The sequence below is a fragment of the Vibrio sp. TRT 29B02 genome, from assembly GCF_050113655.1.
Taxonomy (GTDB): Bacteria; Pseudomonadota; Gammaproteobacteria; order Enterobacterales; family Vibrionaceae; genus Vibrio.
Genome location: NZ_JBNJOJ010000022.1, coordinates 61,620 through 83,674, shown reverse-complemented (window position 1 = coordinate 83,674; position 22,055 = coordinate 61,620). Strand labels below are relative to the sequence as shown.

The 22,055-nt window shown below is 45.0% G+C and carries 24 protein-coding genes; 11 read left to right on the top strand and 13 right to left on the bottom strand.

Going from position 1 to position 22,055, the window contains the following annotated elements; genetic code table 11:
• Positions 1-187: 187 nt before the first annotated feature.
• From ACQEXT_RS14360 to yjjG, 3 genes are all read right to left on the bottom strand, one after another.
• Positions 188-784 carry a DUF1294 domain-containing protein gene (locus tag ACQEXT_RS14360; protein ID WP_426952672.1) on the bottom strand — a complete coding sequence of 199 codons (597 nt, stop codon included), beginning with the start codon at positions 782-784 and terminating at the stop codon, positions 188-190.
• A 496-nt stretch (positions 785-1,280) separates the two neighbouring features.
• Positions 1,281-1,496, bottom strand: a complete 216-nt coding sequence (locus tag ACQEXT_RS14355; protein ID WP_138972013.1) for a cold-shock protein — start codon at positions 1,494-1,496, stop codon at positions 1,281-1,283.
• Between the two features lie 89 nt (positions 1,497-1,585).
• The gene (yjjG, locus tag ACQEXT_RS14350) at positions 1,586-2,260 is read right to left on the bottom strand and encodes a pyrimidine 5'-nucleotidase (RefSeq protein ID WP_331418660.1); all 675 of its coding nucleotides are present in this window, start codon (positions 2,258-2,260) and stop codon (positions 1,586-1,588) included.
• Between the two features lie 95 nt (positions 2,261-2,355).
• Between yjjG and ACQEXT_RS14345 the strand changes: the two genes are divergently transcribed.
• The 5 genes from ACQEXT_RS14345 to ACQEXT_RS14325 all read left to right on the top strand — a co-directional run bounded on the left by ACQEXT_RS14345 (position 2,356) and on the right by ACQEXT_RS14325 (position 6,527).
• Positions 2,356-3,264: a LysR substrate-binding domain-containing protein gene (locus ACQEXT_RS14345; protein WP_426952670.1), complete on the top strand. Its 909-nt coding sequence runs from the start codon at positions 2,356-2,358 to the stop codon at positions 3,262-3,264.
• 133 nt (positions 3,265-3,397) lie between these two features.
• Positions 3,398-3,532: a hypothetical protein gene (locus ACQEXT_RS14340; protein WP_426952669.1), complete on the top strand. Its 135-nt coding sequence runs from the start codon at positions 3,398-3,400 to the stop codon at positions 3,530-3,532.
• A gap of 70 nt (positions 3,533-3,602) precedes the next feature.
• Positions 3,603-4,253 carry an isoprenoid biosynthesis glyoxalase ElbB gene (gene elbB / locus ACQEXT_RS14335; RefSeq protein WP_426952667.1) on the top strand — a complete coding sequence of 217 codons (651 nt, stop codon included), beginning with the start codon at positions 3,603-3,605 and terminating at the stop codon, positions 4,251-4,253.
• A 292-nt stretch (positions 4,254-4,545) separates the two neighbouring features.
• A complete protein-coding gene (yiaY, locus tag ACQEXT_RS14330) occupies positions 4,546-5,694 on the top strand; it encodes an L-threonine dehydrogenase (protein ID WP_138972017.1) in 1,149 nt (382 codons plus the stop codon).
• A gap of 101 nt (positions 5,695-5,795) precedes the next feature.
• Complete coding sequence (locus tag ACQEXT_RS14325; protein WP_426952666.1) at positions 5,796-6,527, top strand: dienelactone hydrolase family protein; 732 nt, start codon at positions 5,796-5,798, stop codon at positions 6,525-6,527.
• Between the two features lie 50 nt (positions 6,528-6,577).
• Here the strand turns inward: ACQEXT_RS14325 and secF are convergent, their stop codons facing one another.
• The 4 genes from secF to ACQEXT_RS14305 all read right to left on the bottom strand — a co-directional run bounded on the left by secF (position 6,578) and on the right by ACQEXT_RS14305 (position 10,672).
• Positions 6,578-7,480 carry a protein translocase subunit SecF gene (gene secF, locus ACQEXT_RS14320; protein WP_426952665.1) on the bottom strand — a complete coding sequence of 301 codons (903 nt, stop codon included), beginning with the start codon at positions 7,478-7,480 and terminating at the stop codon, positions 6,578-6,580.
• Between the two features lie 2 nt (positions 7,481-7,482).
• On the bottom strand, positions 7,483-9,330 hold the full coding sequence (secD, locus tag ACQEXT_RS14315; RefSeq protein ID WP_426952664.1) for a protein translocase subunit SecD: 1,848 nt from the start codon (positions 9,328-9,330) through the stop codon (positions 7,483-7,485).
• An 85-nt stretch (positions 9,331-9,415) separates the two neighbouring features.
• Entirely contained in the window at positions 9,416-9,898 is a 483-nt protein-coding gene (locus tag ACQEXT_RS14310) for a hypothetical protein (protein WP_426952663.1), read from the bottom strand.
• Positions 9,899-10,000: 102 nt separating this feature from the next.
• Positions 10,001-10,672 (bottom strand): hypothetical protein, encoded by a 672-nt coding sequence (locus ACQEXT_RS14305; protein ID WP_426952662.1) that lies wholly within the window; start codon positions 10,670-10,672, stop codon positions 10,001-10,003.
• 54 nt (positions 10,673-10,726) lie between these two features.
• On the opposite strand from ACQEXT_RS14305, the gene ACQEXT_RS14300 reads away from it, so the two are divergent.
• Positions 10,727-11,302: a hypothetical protein gene (locus ACQEXT_RS14300; RefSeq protein ID WP_426952660.1), complete on the top strand. Its 576-nt coding sequence runs from the start codon at positions 10,727-10,729 to the stop codon at positions 11,300-11,302.
• A 196-nt stretch (positions 11,303-11,498) separates the two neighbouring features.
• Entirely contained in the window at positions 11,499-13,781 is a 2,283-nt protein-coding gene (locus ACQEXT_RS14295; RefSeq protein WP_426952658.1) for an EAL domain-containing protein, read from the top strand.
• Between the two features lie 53 nt (positions 13,782-13,834).
• On the opposite strand, the gene ACQEXT_RS14290 is transcribed toward ACQEXT_RS14295, so the two are convergent.
• Positions 13,835-14,164 carry a 4a-hydroxytetrahydrobiopterin dehydratase gene (locus tag ACQEXT_RS14290; protein ID WP_138972024.1) on the bottom strand — a complete coding sequence of 110 codons (330 nt, stop codon included), beginning with the start codon at positions 14,162-14,164 and terminating at the stop codon, positions 13,835-13,837.
• A complete protein-coding gene (gene phhA, locus ACQEXT_RS14285; protein ID WP_138972025.1) occupies positions 14,157-14,948 on the bottom strand; it encodes a phenylalanine 4-monooxygenase in 792 nt (263 codons plus the stop codon). Before phhA ends, ACQEXT_RS14290 begins: the two co-directional genes overlap by 8 nt.
• Positions 14,949-15,174: 226 nt before the next feature.
• Here phhA and ACQEXT_RS14280 point away from each other — a divergent pair, with 226 nt between their 5' ends.
• The gene (locus ACQEXT_RS14280; RefSeq protein WP_331428281.1) at positions 15,175-17,175 is read left to right on the top strand and encodes an acetoacetate--CoA ligase; all 2,001 of its coding nucleotides are present in this window, start codon (positions 15,175-15,177) and stop codon (positions 17,173-17,175) included.
• A 52-nt stretch (positions 17,176-17,227) separates the two neighbouring features.
• Here ACQEXT_RS14280 and ACQEXT_RS14275 read toward each other — a convergent pair whose 3' ends face one another.
• Positions 17,228-17,806 (bottom strand): class I SAM-dependent DNA methyltransferase, encoded by a 579-nt coding sequence (locus ACQEXT_RS14275; protein WP_138972027.1) that lies wholly within the window; start codon positions 17,804-17,806, stop codon positions 17,228-17,230.
• Between the two features lie 144 nt (positions 17,807-17,950).
• Between ACQEXT_RS14275 and ACQEXT_RS14270 the strand changes: the two genes are divergently transcribed.
• Both ACQEXT_RS14270 and ACQEXT_RS14265 read left to right on the top strand, forming a co-directional pair.
• Positions 17,951-18,829: a LysR family transcriptional regulator gene (locus ACQEXT_RS14270; RefSeq protein ID WP_426952655.1), complete on the top strand. Its 879-nt coding sequence runs from the start codon at positions 17,951-17,953 to the stop codon at positions 18,827-18,829.
• 193 nt (positions 18,830-19,022) lie between these two features.
• Positions 19,023-19,916, top strand: a complete 894-nt coding sequence (locus tag ACQEXT_RS14265) for a cation diffusion facilitator family transporter (RefSeq protein WP_426952653.1) — start codon at positions 19,023-19,025, stop codon at positions 19,914-19,916.
• 33 nt (positions 19,917-19,949) lie between these two features.
• Here ACQEXT_RS14265 and ACQEXT_RS14260 read toward each other — a convergent pair whose 3' ends face one another.
• The 3 genes from ACQEXT_RS14260 to ACQEXT_RS14250 all read right to left on the bottom strand — a co-directional run bounded on the left by ACQEXT_RS14260 (position 19,950) and on the right by ACQEXT_RS14250 (position 21,338).
• A complete protein-coding gene (locus ACQEXT_RS14260) occupies positions 19,950-20,438 on the bottom strand; it encodes a GNAT family N-acetyltransferase (RefSeq protein WP_426952652.1) in 489 nt (162 codons plus the stop codon).
• 17 nt (positions 20,439-20,455) lie between these two features.
• A complete protein-coding gene (locus ACQEXT_RS14255; RefSeq protein ID WP_426952651.1) occupies positions 20,456-20,806 on the bottom strand; it encodes a hypothetical protein in 351 nt (116 codons plus the stop codon).
• Positions 20,807-20,921: 115 nt separating this feature from the next.
• Positions 20,922-21,338, bottom strand: a complete 417-nt coding sequence (locus ACQEXT_RS14250) for a hypothetical protein (RefSeq protein WP_426952650.1) — start codon at positions 21,336-21,338, stop codon at positions 20,922-20,924.
• A 265-nt stretch (positions 21,339-21,603) separates the two neighbouring features.
• Here ACQEXT_RS14250 and ACQEXT_RS14245 point away from each other — a divergent pair, with 265 nt between their 5' ends.
• Positions 21,604-21,999, top strand: a complete 396-nt coding sequence (locus ACQEXT_RS14245) for a hypothetical protein (RefSeq protein WP_138972033.1) — start codon at positions 21,604-21,606, stop codon at positions 21,997-21,999.
• The last annotated feature ends 56 nt before the right edge of the window (positions 22,000-22,055 follow it).

The following is a 22,055-nucleotide window of genomic DNA, read 5'->3' as shown; positions in this document are numbered from 1 at the left end:
AGAAATGCACCGAGGAGACTGTGAACCATCACAAATGATGAAAAATCAGAAAATACCCCACTGCTACAGAGGGGTCGTTCGCAACAGTATGGTTTGCTATCCAGTGCGTTGCGAACACGTTAAGTAATAGGAGCTGTCCCAGATGGGCGGCTTTGTGATATCAAACCGTATTAGAGGCAGATTCTTCTCACGAAATAGAGCGCAACATTGAGATCGCTTGTTCCAGTAAAAAAGCACCTTCACTGGTCAATGACCAAGCAAACAACGCAATATTGAGTACCAAGGTCGACCAGAAGAGGAACTTAAATCCAATATCATGATACTTGTGATGCATAATCGACTGAGCAAGCAAAGCCCCAACCCATCCGCCACACACGTTCATTATATGGAAAGCGACTTCCGGAACTCGCCACCCATCGTTCATCATTGCGTGTCTGTCTAACGCATATAAGGTGTATGTGGCTGTGCTGGCGGCAAAATAAAGTACGCAGGATATGAGTGGAAAATCTAGCAAGACGACGCTACCGAAAAGTGCGCTACAGAACCAGACAGCTATAGCAAGAGAAAAATTAAACACCAAAGGCCGAGTTACGTCGACCGCTCTCATGGTTCCATTACTATCAGATCCTAAACGAAATACCACAGGTTCGCTGACACAGGGTAACCGAGAGTTATTTTCTAAATCATTGATATGAAATAAAATTTGAGTATCTTGATTTTCTACAGAAATATAACCATAACCCTTGCTCTGATCCCATTGAGCAATTGTTCCTTGTATTGCCATGTTATTTCCCTTACCTAGCCTGAAGTTGCGATAAGCCTATAATTATTATTGCGTTAACATTAGCTATAGCACACATATTATACAATGCGCATATTCTAACCAACTTTGCTTAAATTATTTGATCTAGAACACGACTGACAGGTTCTGGCACCACCACTCGATAGAGATGAGCGAGCTTGATCAGACGATGAATTCGCTCAGGCATCGCGCTCCGCTTCGACTAAACTTTTATCTGTGTTGCCAGATATGCTTAAAGCACAGCGAGAAGAATTTGCGATTTTTGTGCCGGAAATTCTTCTCGCTGTTTACAACCACTAGGACAAATCTTTTAGGGAAAAGTATGGACCCTTGGTGCGAATGGAGAAAGGGTTATCGGCATTTTCGAATTGATAGAATCGAGACGCTCACGATTACCGATACAAGGTTGGAGACATCGACTGGCAAATGTCTCGAACGCTACATTACACTTCACGCACCTGAAGCTTAGAAGTATTCGTTACTTCATGACCATAGGTGAAATATTGAGCGCGATTCGACAGCCGTTGAGGTCAGACTCAACATCAAACTCCACCAACTCATTAACATGAACGTCAATTGAAGTGCCACGCATATCTCGAACATGAAAAAACACCTTATCGTTGCAGTTTTCATCTTCAATAAAGCCATACCCGTGCTTCGGATCTAAATCGATGATTTTTCCAAGAACTGACATGCTGCTTCCTCGCTATAACAGTAACAGTGAATTCTGTTATTCTTACTGCGCACAGGTTCACTTCGATCACTGTTAATAAAAAATAGTTGCTAAGCCAGCAAAATATCTTTCAGCTCATGCAGAGAACTTACCGTGTAGTGCGGCGAAATATCGACATCTGCTTCAGCCCCTACACTATTTAACCAACAGGTTTCGATACCAAAATTAAGTCCACCTAGGATGTCAGAATGTTGGTTGTCTCCCACCATGAGAACTTTGCTCTTACAAGGCGACCCCATTTTCTCCATCGCATGGCTAAAAATGGCTGTATCGGGCTTAGCAAAACCCACTTGCTCGGATATCACGACGTGTTCGAAATATTGGCTCATACCGGTTCTTTCAAGTCTGATTGCCTGAAGCTCGGTAAAACCATTAGTGATGATACCCATCTTCGCCTTGCCATGAACCGCTTCCATCAGCTCTTTTGCTCCTGGAAGTAAGGTACATATGTCAGCCATTGCCTCTAGAAAAGCACTGTTTAACTCAGAGGTGGTCGTATCTAACCTGTCTGCCCACTCTTGAAAGCGAGTGTGTTTTAAATCATCGGCACTGATGGTGCCATTTTGATAATCAACCCATAGAGGCTTATTGACCGTTTGATAGTGCTCAAAATCTTGTGAAGTAAACTCTACCCCCTTGCGAGAGAACATGAGCTGCATCCCTTTAAAGGCATCAAAGTGAAACAGGGTTTCGTCAGCATCAAACAAGATCCAATCGTATTTCATTGCTATCTCCTAAAAATTTCATCGCTAGTGTAGATTGTTTTCAATAAGATGATAATCTCTAAGTTAAGAAATTTATTGTTTACCTACAGTCAACTATGCAAGCATTCTCTTCGATACCTGTTTTTGTCTCAGTGGTTGAAAATGGCAGTTTCTCTGGCGCAGCCGAAAAACTCAATATCACCAAATCCGCCGTCAGTAAACGAATCACCCACTTAGAAGATGAACTAGGAATTAGACTTCTTAATCGCACCACACGAAAACTGAGTTTAACGGAAGCGGGTCAACGCTACTACGAGTATGTCGTGCAATCTCTAAACCTAGCGCAACAAGGACTAGATGCGGTTAGCGAGCTGCAAGGCAAGCCTCGCGGTAAGCTAAAAGTGACGGCTCCCATGTCCTTTGGTGTCCTACACGTGGCTCCTCTGATTGCAGAGTTCCTCGCTCTCTATCCTGATGTAGAAATTGATTTGCAACTCGAAGACCAAATGGTTGACCTCATACAAGACAGTTTTGACATCGGCATCCGTATTGGCCACCTGCCTTTATCAAACCTAATTGCGAAAAGACTCGCACCATGTGTCAGCGTGCTATGTGCATCAAAAGAGTACCTAGAACAACATGGCCGCCCACAGCAGCCTAGCGATCTGGTCAATCACAGTTGCTTACAGTACAGCTACTATCGCGGTGGTACCGAGTGGAGCCTCAATTCGGCTGGGCAAGAGTATCGCGTTGTTCCTAAAGGTCGTTTATCAGTGAACAACAGCGAAGCGATTCGTCGTGCAGTATTAGAGGGGGCAGGCATTGGGAACTTACCAACATTCATTGCGGCCAAGGACATCCATGCAGGTCGTCTTGAAGTTGTCCTTGCCAATTACCGGTTGCCAGTACATGCCGTCTATGCCGTTTTTCCTGAAAGAAAACATATGCCATTGAAAGTTAAAGTTTTCTTAGATTTCATCAACGAACGATTGGGCACTGACACCCCCTACTGGGACAAGTGTTAACCATTAATGTGACTCCATGCTCAACTATTCTTGTTGAATTGATTTACGCAAAACTTTATGACCTGAAACAAACTTTCTCCGCTATTCTCCAGTCACAATCTAGGTGTTGCTAAATGCCTAGGAGGCGTCCGATATGAAACGATTCTTTCCTTCTAACATCATGCTAATTCCTTTTGTGGTGAAGAACTATTCTGAAGAACAGCAAGAGGATAGCGGTGACACCGACCAGCAATCAGATCCCAATGAGTCACGCGATTTGGAAGAATGAGACTCTAATCAGACCGTAGCGGTTATTAATTGGCTACGCTAACAGCGCACAACAACAAGGGAGGACAACAATGAAGAAAGTTGCCGTAATACTAAGTGGTTCAGGTGTCTTTGATGGGGCTGAAATTCACGAATCCGTACTATCGCTGCACGCGATTGAAAAACAAGGTGCGAGCTGGCACTGTTTCGCGCCCAACATCGATCAACTTCATGTTATAAACCACAAGACCGGTGAAGAGATGGACGAGACACGCAACGTCTTGGTTGAAGCGGCACGGATTGCACGCGGGAAAATAGAGGATGTTGCAAAGCTCAATGTCGATGATTACGACGCACTATTGCTTCCTGGAGGTTTTGGTGCCGCGAAGAATCTCACCGATTTCGCGGTAAAAGGTGCGGAATGTAGCATTAACACTCATGTTGCTAGTGCATGCAGAGCGTTCGCTCAAGCACGTAAACCCGCGGGATACCTGTGCATTGCTCCAACAATCATTCCGCTCATTTACGACCAAGGCGTCAAAGCCACTATTGGTAACGATGCTGCGACCGCTGCGGCTTTTAATACCCTAGGCGGCCTTCACGTTGAGTCGCAAGTAGACCAAGTTGTATTTGACGAGCAACATCTCGTGCTCTCGACGCCCGCCTATATGCTCGCCGAAAACATCTCTGAAGCAGCAATAGGAATCGAAGCACTAGTCGAGAAATTAGTCTCACTCAGTTAGCTAGATATCTATGCGCTATTTAGCCCCTGTCGGTATTCCTACTGACAGGGGCTTTTTGTTTGCTCCGAACGCAAAAAATTTAACAATTTCTGTTTGTGTTGAGAAAACGATTGCGCTAACCCACTAATATTTAACAACTTACATTCGATACAAATTGAACTGGTCGGAGTTCACATTTTACTGCAACACCTACCACTTTTGGGTAGCAAAATTGTTTGAGATCAAGATTTGAGGTTGGATAGTTATGCGAATCTAAATGCAGATTTCAAATATAACAATATGGAGCAATCCAATGACGAGTGCATTTTTTATCCCTACTGTAAACCTAATGGGCGCTGGCTGCCTGACTGACGCAGCAGACAATATTCAAGCTCAAGGTTTTAAAAAAGGCCTGATCGTAACTGACAAAATCCTTAATCAGATTGGTGTTGTAAAACGAGTTCAAGATCTATTGACTGAGCGTCAAGTAGACACTGTGGTATTTGACGGTACTCAACCAAACCCAACAATCAGCAACGTGAATGATGGTCTCGCACTGCTTATGGATAACGACTGTGACTTCGTAATTTCCCTTGGTGGCGGTTCACCTCATGACTGCGCTAAAGGTATCGCATTGGTCGCTTCCAACGGTGGCAAGATTGGAGATTATGAGGGTGTAGACCAATCAGCTAAACCAATGCTGCCACTGATCGCAATCAACACAACGGCTGGCACAGCTTCTGAGATGACTCGCTTCTGCATCATCACTGATGAAGAACGCCACATAAAAATGGCGATTGTCGATAAACATACAACACCGCTCGTATCCGTCAATGATCCAGAGCTAATGTTAGCTAAACCTGCTTCGCTAACTGCTGCAACAGGTATGGACGCATTAACCCATGCTGTTGAAGCTTATGTCTCTATCGCAGCAACGCCTATCACTGATGCTGTTGCCATCAAAGCGATCGAAATCATTCAAGCTCACCTTCGCACTGCGGTAGAAAACGGCGATGATATTGAAGCGCGTGAACAAATGGCTTACGCACAATTTATGGCAGGTATGGCGTTTAACAATGCATCGTTGGGCTACGTACACGCAATGGCGCACCAACTAGGTGGCTTCTATGACCTGCCACACGGCGTCTGTAACGCGATTCTGCTTCCTCATGTCCAACGCTACAATGCTCAGGTCTGCCCAGATCGTCTACGTGACGTTGCGAAAGCGATGGGTGTCGATGTTAAAGATATGACCGCAGAACAAGGCGCTGAAGCGGCAATTGCCGCTATCGTTGCGCTAGCTAAAGATGTAGGTATTCCATCGGGTATCAAAGAGCTTGGTGCAGATGCTAAAGACATCCCAACCCTAGCAGACAATGCACTAAAAGATGCGTGTGGTTTTACTAACCCTAAACAAGCAACGCATGAAGAAATTTCAGCAATCTTTGCAGCCGCTATGTAATTAAAGTCTTTTCCTTTAGTCCTAGCCTCCTTCGGGAGGCTTTTTTTGTACCAGTCTTTTGCATTTTACGTACTACACTTCTACGACAATGGAGGTGTTTTATGAAATCAATATTCGGTCTTATCTTATTAACTTTATCGACTTTTACTGGGGCGGGTGAAAACAAAATTTACAATGTAAACGGTAGTGATTACGAGGGCTACTGGAGCAAAGTCAGTGACAATGCACCACTAGTATTGCTTATCCATGACTGGGACGGTTTAACAGACTACGAAATGAAACGAGCCGATATGCTCAATCAACTAGGCTACAACGTATTTGCCGCCGATCTATTCGGTAAAGGGATACGACCAACAGAGATTGAAGACAGAAGACAGCACACAGGAGAACTCTACAAAGACAGAGAAAAACTTCGTGCGCTAATGCAGGGCAGTTTGGATTTTGCCGCCCAGCTTGGAGGAAACAGTGACAACACCGTTGTGATGGGCTATTGCTTTGGTGGTGCAGCAGTTCTGGAGTCTGCACGAGCAGGTATGAAAGCCAAAGGCTTTGTCACCTTCCACGGAGGGCTAGGTACTCCTGAAGGTCAATCTTATCAGAACACCACTGCACCTATAATGATTCTCCATGGCACGGCAGACAGTGCCATTCCTATGTCACAGTTTGCTGACCTGGCTGAGCAACTTGAAACTGCCAAAGTCCCACATGAGATGATTACGTATAGTGGAGCGCCGCATGCTTTCACGGTTTTCGATAGTCCACGTTATCGCGAAGATGCCGACAAGAAATCATGGGATAGTTTCACACGCTTCCTCGCCGCCAACACCAATTAAAGCAAAAGCCCCGCGATAGCAGTATCGCGGGGCTCTGTCATCCCTATCGTCTATGGCGCCGTATCTATTTCTACTGGTAGATAGTGCTTAGGTTCGAGCTTCAACCACTCTGGCAAGACAGTACCGATCGATATCGATGACCAAGTGCCAGACAAAATACCAATGAACATCGCCACAGCAAACCCTTGTAATGCGTTGCCTCCCATAATCCACAGTGCCGAGACCGTGAGCAAGGTGGTTCCTGAAGTCACCATAGTACGTGAGAAGGTCGCTATCACAGCTTGGTCATTGATTTCTTCCGTTGATAGAGACTGTTTTGCAATGAGCAACTCACGGATACGGTCAGCAATAATGATTGAATCGTTGAGTGAGTAACCCAAAATTGCCAGAATTGCCGCAAATACGGTCAAGTTAAATTCCATCTGCGTTGCAGCAAAGAATCCCAATACCAGTACGACATCGTGAATCAACGCCAGCAGTGAACCACTTGCCAGACGCCATTCAAAACGAAAGCAGAGGTAGCCCAAGATGCTCAGCATCGAAATCATCAGCGCTAAGCCACCTTGATCAACCAAATCTTGCCCTACTTGTGAACCCACCATGCTGTTGCTGATCACGTCAACCTGATGCGAAATCGGTGCTAGGGTCTGACTTAGGTCTGCTACCTGTGCGTCGCTTTGAGGAATTGGGTAACGAATCACCCATCTTCCATCCTGGTCTGAGTGCGTAACGTTGGTAAACTCACCAAGGGCTGGTTGCAATACCTCTACCAACTGCGAGTGGGTCACATTGTTATCAACCTTGACCTCAGTCACCATACCACCGGTAAAGTCTAAGCCCATGTTCAGGCCATTCATCGCCAATGCGACCAAAGAAACGACCATCAGCGCTAAAGAAACAAAGCTTGTGATGTAACGAATACGGCGAATACGCTGTTTAAAAAACTCAATCATGATTAAACCCTCACATCACGACGCGCATCGCGTCCCCAAACTAAGTTGATAATTGCACGTGATGCAAACACACCACTAAACATACTGGTCAGCAAACCGAGACCAAGAGTCAGAGCGAAACCTTGAATTGGGCCATTACCAAGCGAGTAAAGTACAACTGCGGTAATCATGGTGGTAATGTTGGCATCAAGAATGGTGCTCAACGCGCTACCAAAGCCAAGATCAATGGACTGCGCAAACGTGCGCCCTTCTGCAAGCTTGTCTTTGATGCGTTCAAAAATGAGCACGTTGGTATCGACCGCCATACCGACAGTCAGTACCAAACCCGCGATACCCGGCAGTGTCAGTACTGCTCCTGGTAGGAGTGCGATAAGACCAAGTAGGCTAACCATGTTGACCAATAGCGCCACATTAGCGACCCAACCTAGTCGACGATACCAGAGCGCCATGAAAGTCAGCGTCATCGCAAGACCTAGCGCTAAAGCGGCAAAACCATTCTGAATGTTTTCAGCACCTAATGAAGCACCAATCGTGCGCTCCTCAACGATAGTCACTGGCGCAGTCAAAGAGCCCGCGCGAAGCAACAAGGCTAAGTTTTGTGCATCTTCCATTGAGCCTGCTCCAGTGATGCGGAACTGGCTGCCAAGCTGAGACTGAATAGTCGCGACACTAATAACACGTTCGCTGCGTTCTGTTTCACCTTTCGCATTGGTGGTGTATTCGCGGTACACGGTCGCCATTGGTTTACCAATATGACCAGCGGAGAAGTCACTCATCATCTTGCCACCCGCATGATCGAGTGAAATGTTAACTTCAGAGAAACCCATTTTGTCGACGCCAGCACGAGCATTAATGATGTGTTCACCAGTCAACACTGGTCGTTTTGCTAAAGTGACATCACGGCCATCGTTATCTTTAAGTGCAATGTCACCATACGCCTTACCTTCCGAAGGCGTGCGGGCTTCATGAAAGGCTAGCGTTGCGGTCGCACCAATGACATTTTTCGCCAACGATGGATCTTGGACACCCGGTAACTCAATACGAATACTGTGCTCACCCTGACGCTGTACCAACGCTTCTGTAATACCAAGCTCTTCAATACGGTCACGCATGATCTTTAAGTTTTGCTTTAATGTGACGGACTGGAACTCACTCTTGCTTTCAACCGTCGGTTTAACCGCAATGAAATCTGAATGTCGTTTTACGTCCCAAGTTGGGTAGTTCTGCTTGAGGAAGCTCTGAATCGATCCTAACGCCTGTTCAGAGTCTGATTTAATATCAAATGCTTCTGATCCAACCGAAGCGATCTGCACACTACGCAAACGCTCTTGACGGAGAAAATCTCTCACTTCATCGACTAAACTATTGCGTTGGTCTTCGAACGCTTTATCAATATCTACATTAAGGAGGAATTGAACACCACCGCGTAGATCTAGCCCGAGCTTAATCGGACTAAAGCCCATGTCGCTCAGCCACTTAGGTGCCACCGAGACGTAAGAGAAACTAATACTATCCTGTTTGCTGAGCAATTTATCTAGCTCTTTTCTTGCCAGTGTCTGTTCAGTTTCGTTATCGAACACCAAGGTGGTTTTGTTACCCATCTGTTCAATTTGACTTGCTTGGATATCACGCTGATCAAGATAATGATTCAGTTCAGTGACGTTATTTAAAATAGTATTTGCCTGCCCTTGTGACGTTGTCACCTGAATCGACGGTTTTTCACCATACCATGTTGGGATAGCACTCAATGTCAGCATGATAATCGTGGCAATCAGTACCACGTATTTCCAAGCTGAATAATGGTTCATGAGACGAGCAGAACTCGCCTGTTTAGCAGGATTTTTTTTCATTGTATTTCTTAACTTTGTTCGGCTCAGGCGTGCCTGAACCTAAATTACTAACGTAAGAAGGCGTAATCGCTTCCGAAAAAGTAAGTTAAAGAAATACCGGGTATTGGGCGTTTAACGCGACATAAAGTGCGTTGGACTCTTTCCAGCCAGCAATTCGACTTGGCGAGGTATAACGAGTAGCAAGGGCATTAGTCGAAGATAGACAGGTTGCCTTGTATAAACGGAAAAGGGCAACGATCGCAGGTTCAAAAGTCGGTAGTTCTAAATTCGACGAAGAATCAGCGTCATCAACAAAACGAGTAGAATGTAGGCAGCGATTAGTACTTACGATCGCTAACCAATCTTGAGCAAATTCCGATTGTGTGATCGGTTTAGGCTGAGAGTCTTCTCTTACTTCGTCAAACAGGGCCTGAGCATCGCTTTTAGACGCAGGTAGAAGAGTATTAATTCGGTAGCTTAATCGAGCGGAGGCTTCATTTTCGGCTTGCAGCAGATACGCAAACGCCTGCGAAGGCACAACCATCGCAAGAGTAAAAAGCCAAATGTATGAAATGAATCGACGAAGCATTGACCAGCCTGATTATATCTAACAGCGAGATAGTAGATCTAACCCATATGACAAACAACTAAAATGTTCTAAAAGCTAATATTCCATATCTGAGTCAAACCACTATCGGTAGAATATCTTACCGCTTAACACATCAAGATAGATTTTGTTGGCTTGCTTTAAACCACCGCAGTAAACAAAGTAAGCTTGTTGTTGATTGAATGTCACGGAACGAATCCATCCTTTGGTCTCTTCAAAGTCTTCAGGAGTACAAGTCCCCTCTTTAAGCAGTTGGTCGGTTGTTTTTATAAACATCTCAAAGTGTTGCTTAAAGTCATCAGATTGCTCGATGTACTGGCTGATGGTTTCCATCCTCTCTTGCTTTGAAATGGTTGGCGCGACCTCAAGCAGTGCGTCCATCGGCACCCACTCTGCGACTTCAGGCCCCCCTTCTTCATAAACATAGTAGGGAGAAATTCGCCCCCAGCCATCTTTCTTTTCTAGTACGTGCAACTTGTCGCCACGGTACACAGCACTCTCAATAAACGCGTCGACATCTGGGGTTTCACGTACACCCAGTCTGGGTGGGCTAACGTAATAATCTGTCACTGGGGGCGCGGGTCGAACCTCTTCCTCTTCTTCGACAATAGGCAGTGGTGTAACAGGTTGCTTTTCGTCTTCAGCCGCCGCTAGCGCTAGAGCATCTTGCTGCGGTTTGTAATAGAAAATGTAGTAACCACCGCCAGCACAGGCGATACCCACTAACAACAAGACAACCATGATGAGTTTTTTCATATCCGCCTAATCTTTTCCTATACTTATCGAGTTATAACCACCACCACAACCACGATGAAATGGCACTGTATTAATATTACTATAACGGCAGCACTGCTGATCACTTTACCTTTTAAGGTACTTAGTGCCCATTGTTCGGCTCCAGCATGGAACGAAATCCTCAATCTTCAGACCGATCTTGACCGAACTTATAACCTCCATGCTCAAAAATTTAATCAGTTTCTGCACATCCATAACGAGCAGCCCTTTCTTTACCAAGAATTCACTCCTCAGGAGATCCGCCAGTTTTGGGACAGCAATAAGGACACCTTACATCAAAGTATGAACTCCCAAATTGAGGCATCGCTTTTTGTCGTTGATAAAATACAACTAGAGCGAGACTCCCTACAGCAACTATCTGAGCGTGCAGAACAACTACTGCTACGCTGGCGAAACATCAGCCAGCATTGCAAGCAGATGGACAATCAATCAAACGCCGTAGCAAGCGAAAAGTATGCGCAGCTTAATCAGGCGTTAATACTCGATATCAATAAACTGTTTACTAAACTGCTCATCCTAGAGCAACGATATGTGAATGAAGTCGAAACATTACGCAGGGCCAGACCAGATACAGAAAACGACTCCCCTTGATTCCAACCGCTATCGGTTGTCTATCGATAGCTACATTACTCTCAATTACTGGATCAATCTCACATATTATCTACTCAATACCATCTTGCATTGATAATAATAATAGTTACCATTTGCGTTATACATTTTTTCGATTTGACTCACACGCCTCTTGAAACTTGCTCTTTCCTATAAACATTTAATTTTAATCTGGCTGTTGGGGACGATACTGGCCGTACTGAGTTACTTCACGGTTCACCAGTATGAAACACAAAAGATCCACGCCCAGTTAGAAGCGCAATTGACCAACCGAATTCAAACTCTATCGCAATCGCTTAAGAGTGTTGAGTCTTTAATCTATTCGACCCGTGCATTTATATCGAATAGTAACCAGCCATCAGCCAAACAATTTGAATCCTATTTTACCGAGCAAGTTCACACCAATTTGAGCGTCGGTTCTGTGATGTGGGCACCAGCAGTCAAGTTAGACCAAATAGCAGACTTCGAACGGCAAGCGCAGCGCGATGGTTTTCTCGGTTTCAAAATAACCCCTACATTAGAGGGAGCCGACTCGGATATCTGGTTTCTTGATCAAACGACGTTACCGGTACTCTATCTGTCATCATGGTTTGAGGGCAGTGACCAATTAGGTGTTAGATTAGAATCCGACCCGAATAATGTCAGTGCAATGTCTCGTGCAATAACGACCGGAAGAATTGGTGTCTCCGACTTCACTCAAAATGGTCAAGCTAACGTTCGTCTTCTATTACCCAAGTTTTCGGATAAAGGCAACTTGGAAGGATTCATTGTAGCCAATCTCGTGCTACATGAGTTGCTAGGTCAGATATGGCACAAAGAAATCAACTCTTCCACAACGAAAATTCAAGCTCATATCGAGCCCAGTCAGCAACTCATCTTTGAGTCGCACATTAATACTGAGCTGGAATCTGACGGGATCACAACACGCCTCGCGCAAGCCACTCGCGTCACACGGATCCCTTTGTTCAACCAGTATTGGCAAGTATCGATCACGACGCTAGACCGAACGGGTAGTACAGCTCGATATGGGCTTACATTGATTATTTTGATCTTTTTGCTCACCTGTTCAGCGACGATCGCCACAAATTTCTACGCGACGCGACTCAAAGTGTCCGATAGTGTCATCGAAGAGAAAACGCGCTCACTGGCCGATCAAGCCATCAAAGATAACCTAACCAATTTAAAAAACCGTAACGCCTTGGGTCATGAAGTGGCGGCTCAACTCAACCTCATGGCTCGTGGAGAATCCGTTGGGTTCTCGATTCTGTTTATTGATCTCGACCGTTTCAAAGTGATTAACGACTCAATGGGGCATCTGCATGGCGATAAACTCCTTAAACAAGTCGGAAGCCGGTTAACTGAACACTGTCGCAGCAATGATATGGGCTTTCGCTTTGGGGGGGATGAGTTCGTCATCTGCTTACCGGGCCTTATTTCACGTTCAGCACTCACCGATATCTGTCAACGTTACTCTAACGTATTAAGCCGTCCATACACTATTGACGGCCAGTCCTGCCATATTGGTGCCAGTATCGGAATTTCGATTGTTACTGATCCAAACCAGACATTAGCAGGCATACTCCGCGAGGCCGATACCGCTATGTATCGCGCCAAAAGCTCTAGCCATGAAAAAGTAGTCTTTTTTCACGAGAAAATGTTCTCGCAAGCGAAAATGCGTTTCACTTTAGAACAAGAGCTAACCAGCGCTCTCGCGTTAAAGCAGCTATCGCTGGTCTATCAGCCAATCTATTGTGCAGATACCGATAAAGTGACGGGGTTTGAGTCATTGCTCCGCTGGAATCATCCTAAACTTGGTCAAGTCTCTCCCGCAGAGTTTATCCCAATCGCTGAAGAGACTGGAATGATAATCAAGATTGGTGACTGGGTCGCCAATGAGTGTTGTAAGACTCTGAATCGGCTTTGGCATTCACGGAAAGAACGCGATGTACCAAGGATCAACATTAACGTATCTGCCAAACAATTTGAGTCTGAGCACATATACCACACACTGGTTCAGTTGCTAGACCAATATGATTTCCCTGCCCATCTGGTCGGAATAGAGATAACCGAGTCTATGCTATTGCGGGAAGAATGCAGTGCTCATCAACTTCAGCGTATCAAAGCGCTGGGGGTCACCTTATATCTCGATGATTTCGGTACTGGGTACTCTTCCCTTTCGGTGCTCAACGAGTACCCCGTTGATGTACTTAAAGTCGACCGAAGTTTTGTTAGTCGTCTCGCTCTTGGTCAGAGTAACGCGGATAACTTATGTCGAGCGATCATCTCAATGGCACATACCATTGACCTCGAAGTGGTTGCTGAAGGTGTCGAAACGCCAGAACAACTCGCAATACTTCGCCAACATCATTGTAATTATGTTCAAGGGTACTTAAAGTCAAAGCCACTTACGGTCTGCAAAATCGAGCAAGTTCTGGATCATAAACAGCCGTTATCTGCGTAATCTCGCATCAAAAAAGCCTGATAAAATCAGACTTTTTTGAACCAGGTTGCATGCTAAATCAGCTTGTCACACTTGGCTGCGCAGATGAAATCGTTCTGATGCAGACCTTTTATCGAATGACTCCACCATGTCACCGTCACCTTACCCCACTCAAGTAAAATTGAAGGATGGTGAAATTCTTCTTCAGCCAGCTCTGAAACTTTGTTGGCAAATTCCCAAGCAAGTTTATAGTTTTTGAACTTGTAGACTTTTTCTAGCTGGGGAATGCTGTCTCGTTCAAGCATTTGCCAATCTTCTAGCTCAGTCAATAGCAGCCTTCTTTCTTCTGCGCCTAGAGCTACAGCAGTAGCGGTGCACGCTTCGCAACGCAATTCATCAAGCATGATTTACTTCCTTTGGTTCAAATAGTGGGGGTAATAATCCAGCAGCCATCGCCTGTTTTACATGAAACATCAGATCCATCTTACTCAGGGTATAAAGCTGATCGATGTCGTCTAGGACAAAATATTCCGGCTGCATAATATCAATTCGATAAGGTGTCCTGAGCACGGTGTGGAGATCAAACTCAACCCGTTTAGCTAGCGGATCATCCAGTGCATACAAAGTCTCACCTGGAGAGGATAGAATCCCGCCGCCATAAATTTTTTGCTCACTTCCCTCTTTGACAAGACCAAACTCGATAGTAAACCAGTAAAGTCTCGCCAGATATACCCTCTGCTTATCACTCGCATCTCGACCCAACTTGCCGTACATGTTGGTAAATTCAGCAAACTCAGGGTTGGTTAGCATTGCACAGTGGCCAAATATCTCATGAAAGAAATCCGGCTCTTGGAGATAATCAAACTCCTCTCTACTCCGCAAAAAAGTAGCTACAGGGAACTTCTTGTCTGCAAGCAATGCGAAAAATCGGTCAAAATTAATCAACGCTGGCACGGGTTCAACTTGCCAGCCCGTCGCTTGCTTGAGAACCCGATTGATATCAACAATTTGAGGCGCTCTATCTAGTGGCAGATCCAGCAACTCCAACCCTGCCAAATACTCTTTACAGGCGCGTTGTTTCACCAAGTGGAGTTGGCGACTAACCAAATCACTCCATACTTGGTCTTCTTCTGAACTCCATTCAACTACCCCTTTATCATTCACAGGCTTAGAACGATATTGTGTCATGACCAGCTCCATTAACAATTCCTTCACATTAAGCCTATCGTCATGCAGGGGCGGTGACAATTTAGCCAACCAACTCTCTCACACCGACTCTGTGTAACAATTATTTTACATTTTAACACTTTTTTCTTATTTTTCAGCCATCTGTTGAAGCTCGGTAAGTTTGACTTTGGCTACCTTTTCATCAAAGCTTATTCGAGAAAACGGAGAACAATAAGACGAGGATGTCATGTCTAATTCGCAGACGAACCTTCCAGCACCTATTTGGGTTCCAAGTAGTGAGCGAGTGGAGTCATCAAACCTGAGTCAATTTATAAAACACATTAATATTCAGGGAAATAAAATCGATAGCTATGCTGACTTGCACCAGTGGTCGATTGAAAACAAAAAGAACTTCTGGCTCGAGATTTGGCAGTTTTGCGACGTCATAGGCTACAAGGGCGACTGCATTTTAGGCGAAGGGTTGGCCAAGTGGGGCCAGTTTAACCCAAGCCGAGATACGATCTGGTTTCCACAATCGCAACTAAATTATGCCGAAAATCTGTTGGCCTACTCTTTTCAGGCACCAGATGACACCGCAATTTGGTTTAAGAACGAACGAGGGTCGAGTCGTCAACTGACTTGGCAGGAGCTGTGTGACCAAGTTTCAATCATTCAGCAATGGTTGGTTCAAAATGGCGTTCAAAAAGGCGATGTCGTCGCTGGCTATCTTCCACATATGCCAGAGACTGTGATCGCCATGCTCGCAACGACCAGCCTTGGTGCCATTTGGACTTCAACATCACCTGACTTTGGCGCGGAAAGCGTCATCGAACGATTTGGACAAGTACAACCCAAAATTCTGTTTTGCTGTAATGGTTACGACTTCAACGGTAAGACCTTCCAAATAGAAGAGAAAAACCGCAAAATTGTTGATGCGATTCCAAGCATCCTAAATACGTGCCAAATTGACTACTTACAAATAGATATGTCAATGGATGACCGCTGTGAGTCATTCTCTGATTGGGAAGCGATTTTTGCCAGCTACCTGCCACGCGCGATGCGTTATGAGCGGATTAGTTTTAATGATCCTCTTTTTGTCCTCTACTCTTCAGGTACGACAGGCAAACCGAAATGTATCGTTCATTCAGTGGGAGGGACGATATTAAACCATCTCAAAGAGCATCAACTTCACTGTGATATTCAACCGAAAGATCGTATTTTCTACTACACGACATGCGGTTGGATGATGTGGAACTGGCACGTATCCGCTTTAGCAAGCGGCGCGACCTTGGTGATATTTGACGGCAGCCCTATGTACCCTAACGAGCAAATACTTTGGCAACTGGCTGAAGATGCTAAGGTCACGCTGTTTGGTACATCGGCAAAATACTTAGAAGCTCTAGAGAAACAGCAGTTTAATCCTAGTAGCCAGTTGCCACTGAAATCTCTCAAAACACTCTGTTCAACTGGCTCAGTCCTCTATCCTCAACAATTTGATTTTGTGTATTCCAATATCAAAGTCGATATCCACCTTGCATCCATATCTGGCGGAACCGATATTTGCGGTTGCTTCGTATTGGGCAATCCAATCTCTGCGGTTTATCGCGGAGAGTGCCAAGGTGCAGGCTTGGGTATGGATGTCAAAGTGCTCAATGAATCTGGTGAAGCTATTATTGCCTCCCGCGGTGAGTTGGTTTGTCAAAACAGTTTCCCCAACCAACCGTTAGGGTTCTGGCACGATGATGGTGAGCGTTACCATATGGCTTATTGGGATAAGTTCGAAAATACATGGCACCATGGCGATGATGTCGAAATGACTCCACGAGGCGGAATGATTTTCTACGGACGAAGTGATGCCACTTTGAACCCCGGCGGTGTCCGCATCGGAACGGCAGAAATTTATCAGCAAGTTAACCAACTGGCTGGGATCCAAGATTCTATCGCCGTTGCAAGGCAAGTAGATGGTGATGAAAAAGTCGTTCTGTTCGTTCAGCTTGAGCCTCATGCATCACTGACCGAGCATATGATTTCGACCATAAAAGAGACGCTGCGTCGTCAGTGCTCACCCCGACACGTTCCGGCTGAAATCTATCCGTTAAGTGAAATACCCAAAACCAAATCGGGTAAATTGGTCGAACTGGCAGTCAAACAAGTTCTTCATGGACAAGAAGTTAAAAATCAGGGGGCGATTGCCAACCCTTGGGTACTAGACGAAGTCAGTCAATATCAGACCGTCCCAGTGGTATAAAACATTAAAGCCCAGTATTTCTACTGGGCTTTAATGTTTAAACCGAATCGAGTTACTTTTTGGCAACCGCCATCAACACGGTTTGTTCGCCGTGCGGGGTTGTGATGGTAAACGGCGTCGTGATTTCTACTTGGCTAAAACCCACACTCGTCAGCACTTGCTGAGCGTGAACAATCGTCATTCCGCCAACTTCGTCTTTGTCCGACAACCAATCCCAGTGAACAAAATGTCCGCCATCGTCGAGGATGCTGTAAACAATATCCGCGACATCTGAATAGTTTGGTAGGAAACTACACACTGAAGAGGCAACCACTAGATCAAACTGTGCTCGAAATGCAGGGTGCATCGCCACTAAACCACGAGTCAGTAGATCAACTACGGGTTCTACGTTGTGAAGCTCTTTCTTATCGAGTTGTTCTATCATTGCTTCGGAGCTGTCGAGCGCGACAATATCTTTTGCCGTTTGAGACATTCTTTGGCTAAGCAGACCTGTTCCGCAGCCAAAATCAAAAATATGTAACCCTTTAACATCAACTACTTGCTGTAGAGATTCAAAAGCTTTATCCGCATATACACTAGTCGTGTTATCCGAGTCCCAATCGAGTGCGACATCGTCCCAACTATTAGCCATCATGATCTCCCTGTAACAACATTCATTAGGCATGCCCCAAGAGTATCAAAACTGCATGAAATTCATAGCATTTCAATTCGGAAAACAGACAATTGACAGAGATTGATATAATATCGATTCGAGACTAACCAAATTGAACAAAAGATGAACCTTACTCAGATCGAAGCTTTTTGTACTGTGTCCGACACAGGCTCGGTTTCCGAGGCCGCTCGCCAACTAGAGTGCAACCGCACACGCTTGAGTATGGCGATTAAAGCACTAGAAAAAGATCTCGATGTCGAACTTTTTGTTCGTAGTGGCAATAATTTGGTGCTTTCTGAAGCGGGTAAAGCCATTTACAAAGATTGTCACAATATGCTAGTTACCGCAGCGCGTATTCGTAAAACCTGTACTCACGTATCAGGTAAGTTTAACGCCGAGGTATGGATAGCTCGTGACGATTCTCTGCCTGACGAACTGTGGCAGGATCTCTCTCATAAGCTTAACAACCGCTTTCCTGCAACCGCATTTAACATTGTTTTAGCCTCTAGTGGTGACTTGGCAAATCTTGTGGCAACTTCCCAAGTTGATTTCGCGTTTGGCGTCGATTACGAACGACTCAATGACCCTCACATCACGTTTCAGCCATTAGGCAAGATACGCCTGATGTCAGTATGTCGTTCCTCTCACCCACTGGCCAAACTTCGTCGGGTCTCGGATGACGAACTGCGTAACGCTATGCAAGCCGTTATGGTTTATCTAAATGAAAAGGATAATCCAGAATTACAACCCTTCTCGCTGCGTCACATAGGCTTCTCAAGCTTTGACTACATACTCAACACGATTCTTGAAGAAGACGCTTGGGGCGTACTCCCTGAACCGCTGATCCGACACTTGCTACGCAAACAGGAACTCTCGGTAATAAAACACACTTATGGCTTGACCCAAGAAGATTACTGTATGTTCACCTCTTCAGGTATGGCAGAGCATCCTGGAATGTCTTGGCTGGCAGACAAATTAAACGAATTTTTGTTTGATTTTTAACCGTTGCGACGATTATTTGATCCATCAATCAGTCAGCGACAATATTATTGACACCGCATTCTGTTCGCATCTCATTGAAAAATAACAATTTTAACTAAAATTCATCTATTTGACATATTGGGTATTCATATAGGGATTGTCTAATTCTCTTATATTGAGAAAAATATAGGGGAATTTTACAAGAGAACTCATTATGTGTGCCCGAACAAGCCTTAACGAAAAACGAATCCTAACCTTCTCAGCTCTTTTAGCATCGGGCTTTGCGGGTAGCGGACTCGTACTCGGCTTACTAGTTGGCTCACTTGTCATTGTTTTTGACGGTGTATATTCACTGGTCAGTTTGCTATTGACTTTGTTGTCGCTCGCCGTGTCTAGATACATTGCTCAGCCGTCCAAGCGCCAGTTTCCATTTGGTAAAGCGATGCTTGAGCCCCTAGTGATCGCAATAAAAGGTAGTGTGATTTTAGCGATCGTTGCCTACTCACTGTATTCAGCTGTGCAGGCATTAATCAATGGTGGCCGTGAAGTTGACGCGAGTATTGCAACGCTTTTCGGTGCGGTAAGTGTTGTTGGTTGTAGCTACGCATGGTGGTACATCGCGAATAAGTCGAAACTTATTTCATCTGGCTTGGTAGACGCTGAAGTAAAACAGTGGCAGATGGACACGTTGCTTAGCGTTGCTGTGACCTTAGGTTTCGTGGCTGCGTGGCTGGTATCCGTTTCACCGTTCGCACAATATGCCGTCTATGCTGATCCGGTGATGATGCTGCTGATGTCTTTCTACTTCATTAAAGTACCACTTGAGATGTTAGCAGGTGCACTACGCGAACTACTGATGATGAAACCTGACGAAGAGATCTGTCACGCGGTTAACAAAGAGGTACTCGCCCTAGAGACACAAGTTGATCAGGAACTTGCCGTGGCGGGGGTTATTAAGGTAGGTCGTGAGCTGCGCGTCAGACTGGATGTACATTCTCAAGGACAACAAGTTCAGGTGGCTGAACTGGAGAAAGCGCGTCGTATTCTAAAGGATAAACTGTCGCGTCTCTCATTGGATCTGAACGTGACCATGAATATCGCAAACTAATGGATTAGCTCCACAACGTCCGCTTTGTGGGGCTTACTCTATGTGACTCAATTCTTTACTCATCAACACTAGATTCCAATCTTGCCCTTCATAACGACGCGTTCCCCGCTCTATCTTATCCACCTGAAACCCGAGTGACTGGTAACACTTACGCGCAACATCATTGTGTTCAAACACAGCTAACCTCAACTGAGAAACCACAAAATGGGATTGTACATGGTCGATTAATAGTTGCAGCATCTTCGCCGCCAGCTTTTGGCCACGAAACGGAGGTGCAATAAACACTCGGCAGATACGAAAACAGTCTGCCCTTTCTTGGTAAAGCTCAACATAACCAGCGTATTCGCCGTTGTGCTCCAGCATAAAAGGGTGAACAATGTCCTTATTGCAGTGAAACTCAATCTGTTCGTCGGTCAATGGAAACTGGTAACAGTTTCCTCCCCACAAATAGTTGAGTTGGTCTGAGTCGATCCAATCGATTAGCACACCATAATGCGAACTCATAAAAGGTATCAGTGACATATTACGCTCTTCCTAAGCTATAAAATGTTTAAAATGATGCATCCAGTTAACGCGGGAATACCTGCAATAAACAATACCAAACCATCTTGGTAGTTTTGTCGATAGCGTTTTCTTTCATCTTTCTCGACGTCAAAACCTTTGACCATCTTGTAGACTGAATCGAGCTTGGGGTTATTGTACCTAGCGGTTTTGCTATCTGTTCCACCTTCCCAAGTTAGCATTGCCAAGCCCCAGATAACAAAAACGACCATAAATAAGAAATCAGAAAGTCGTGTGACGACAAAAAAATCAACAACGTAGGAAAGCAACCACACAACTAGAGCCGCAATGACATTTATGATCGCAACCTTTACTACCAGTTTCAACATCTGAACCTCCTAACGCTGATCTTTCCGCAGTGTTAAGGTGGTTTGAAAGCCCCATCCGCTACGCACCTCAATAAACAAAAGGCCCACCGTAAGTGGGTGAGCCTTCGTTTTTAACCTAAGACGCTAGTTGAGATTCAACTTGCTGAAATACTTTGTACTCTGCGTTACTGCAGCCGCGAGCAATCGATACCCAGTAATCTCCCGTTTCATCCGTTGCAACAAACTCAGCCCTAAGTTCGTATTTTCTCCAAGACGCAAACGCAAGAATTAGAGTCAATGCGAGCATTAAAAAACCAAATTGCGGAACAAACGCCCAAGTCGCGGCCGACAGCATTAAAGCGAGGGAAATAACATTCACCATGTTATCTTTTACCCCAAGCTTACGTACTTCTACCTGTTTTATCTTACGCAATTGGTAATCGTCACCACGAACCGATATTTGGTCTGTGTTGAGATTAAAATCCGACATTACGTAAGCCCGACGAAAACGGAGAATATCCACTAGCCTATAGTTGTTAGTTTTCTTGCTCATCACCTTTTCTCCATGTTATTAAAGGTTAGTAAAAACTAATATAATCATGAAGTTATTGTGCTGAGAAACACTTTATAATACAGCCAAATAAGCAATGCAACATATATAAACGGTACGAATATCTGTTATTTTCCGACACTGCGATAAGCCGAATTTTCGTGACAAACGATCAACCACATACTGAGGATAAAAGCCGTACTAAACGCTTTGTGAATAGAGAGTTGTATAGGTACAATCGCCAGCCAAACAACACAGGTGCCAGAAGATGCTATTTGACAATGACATAGAAGAAATGATCGGCTATTTCGACCGTTACTGCAAAGCGCCCCATATTGATGCGCTCGATCGAGTATCGGACGACCAAGTGAATCTCCTGCTCGATTTCTTGACCCTTGCTCATAAATTGCAATGTGATATCTACGCTACGCGCAACTTAAACAGCTCCCACTTCCTCGGTGTGGGCACCTTCGCTCTAACTCAAGAACGAGCACCGCAAGGTAATCTGTTCGTCAAGATTGAAGCAGATACACTGTACCTCTCGTTTGAGTTAGCCCCTTGCAACGAAGAGAATCTGTTGACCCCGATTCGCGTTATTGATGCACTGGTGTATTTAGCCGACTGCAATGGTCATAGTTTGTTGCCTGAAGACTATCAGCGCTAGCAAGCCTAAGCCCAAAATAGCGATCAAATTTGTTCATTGGAATCCGTTACTTTCTG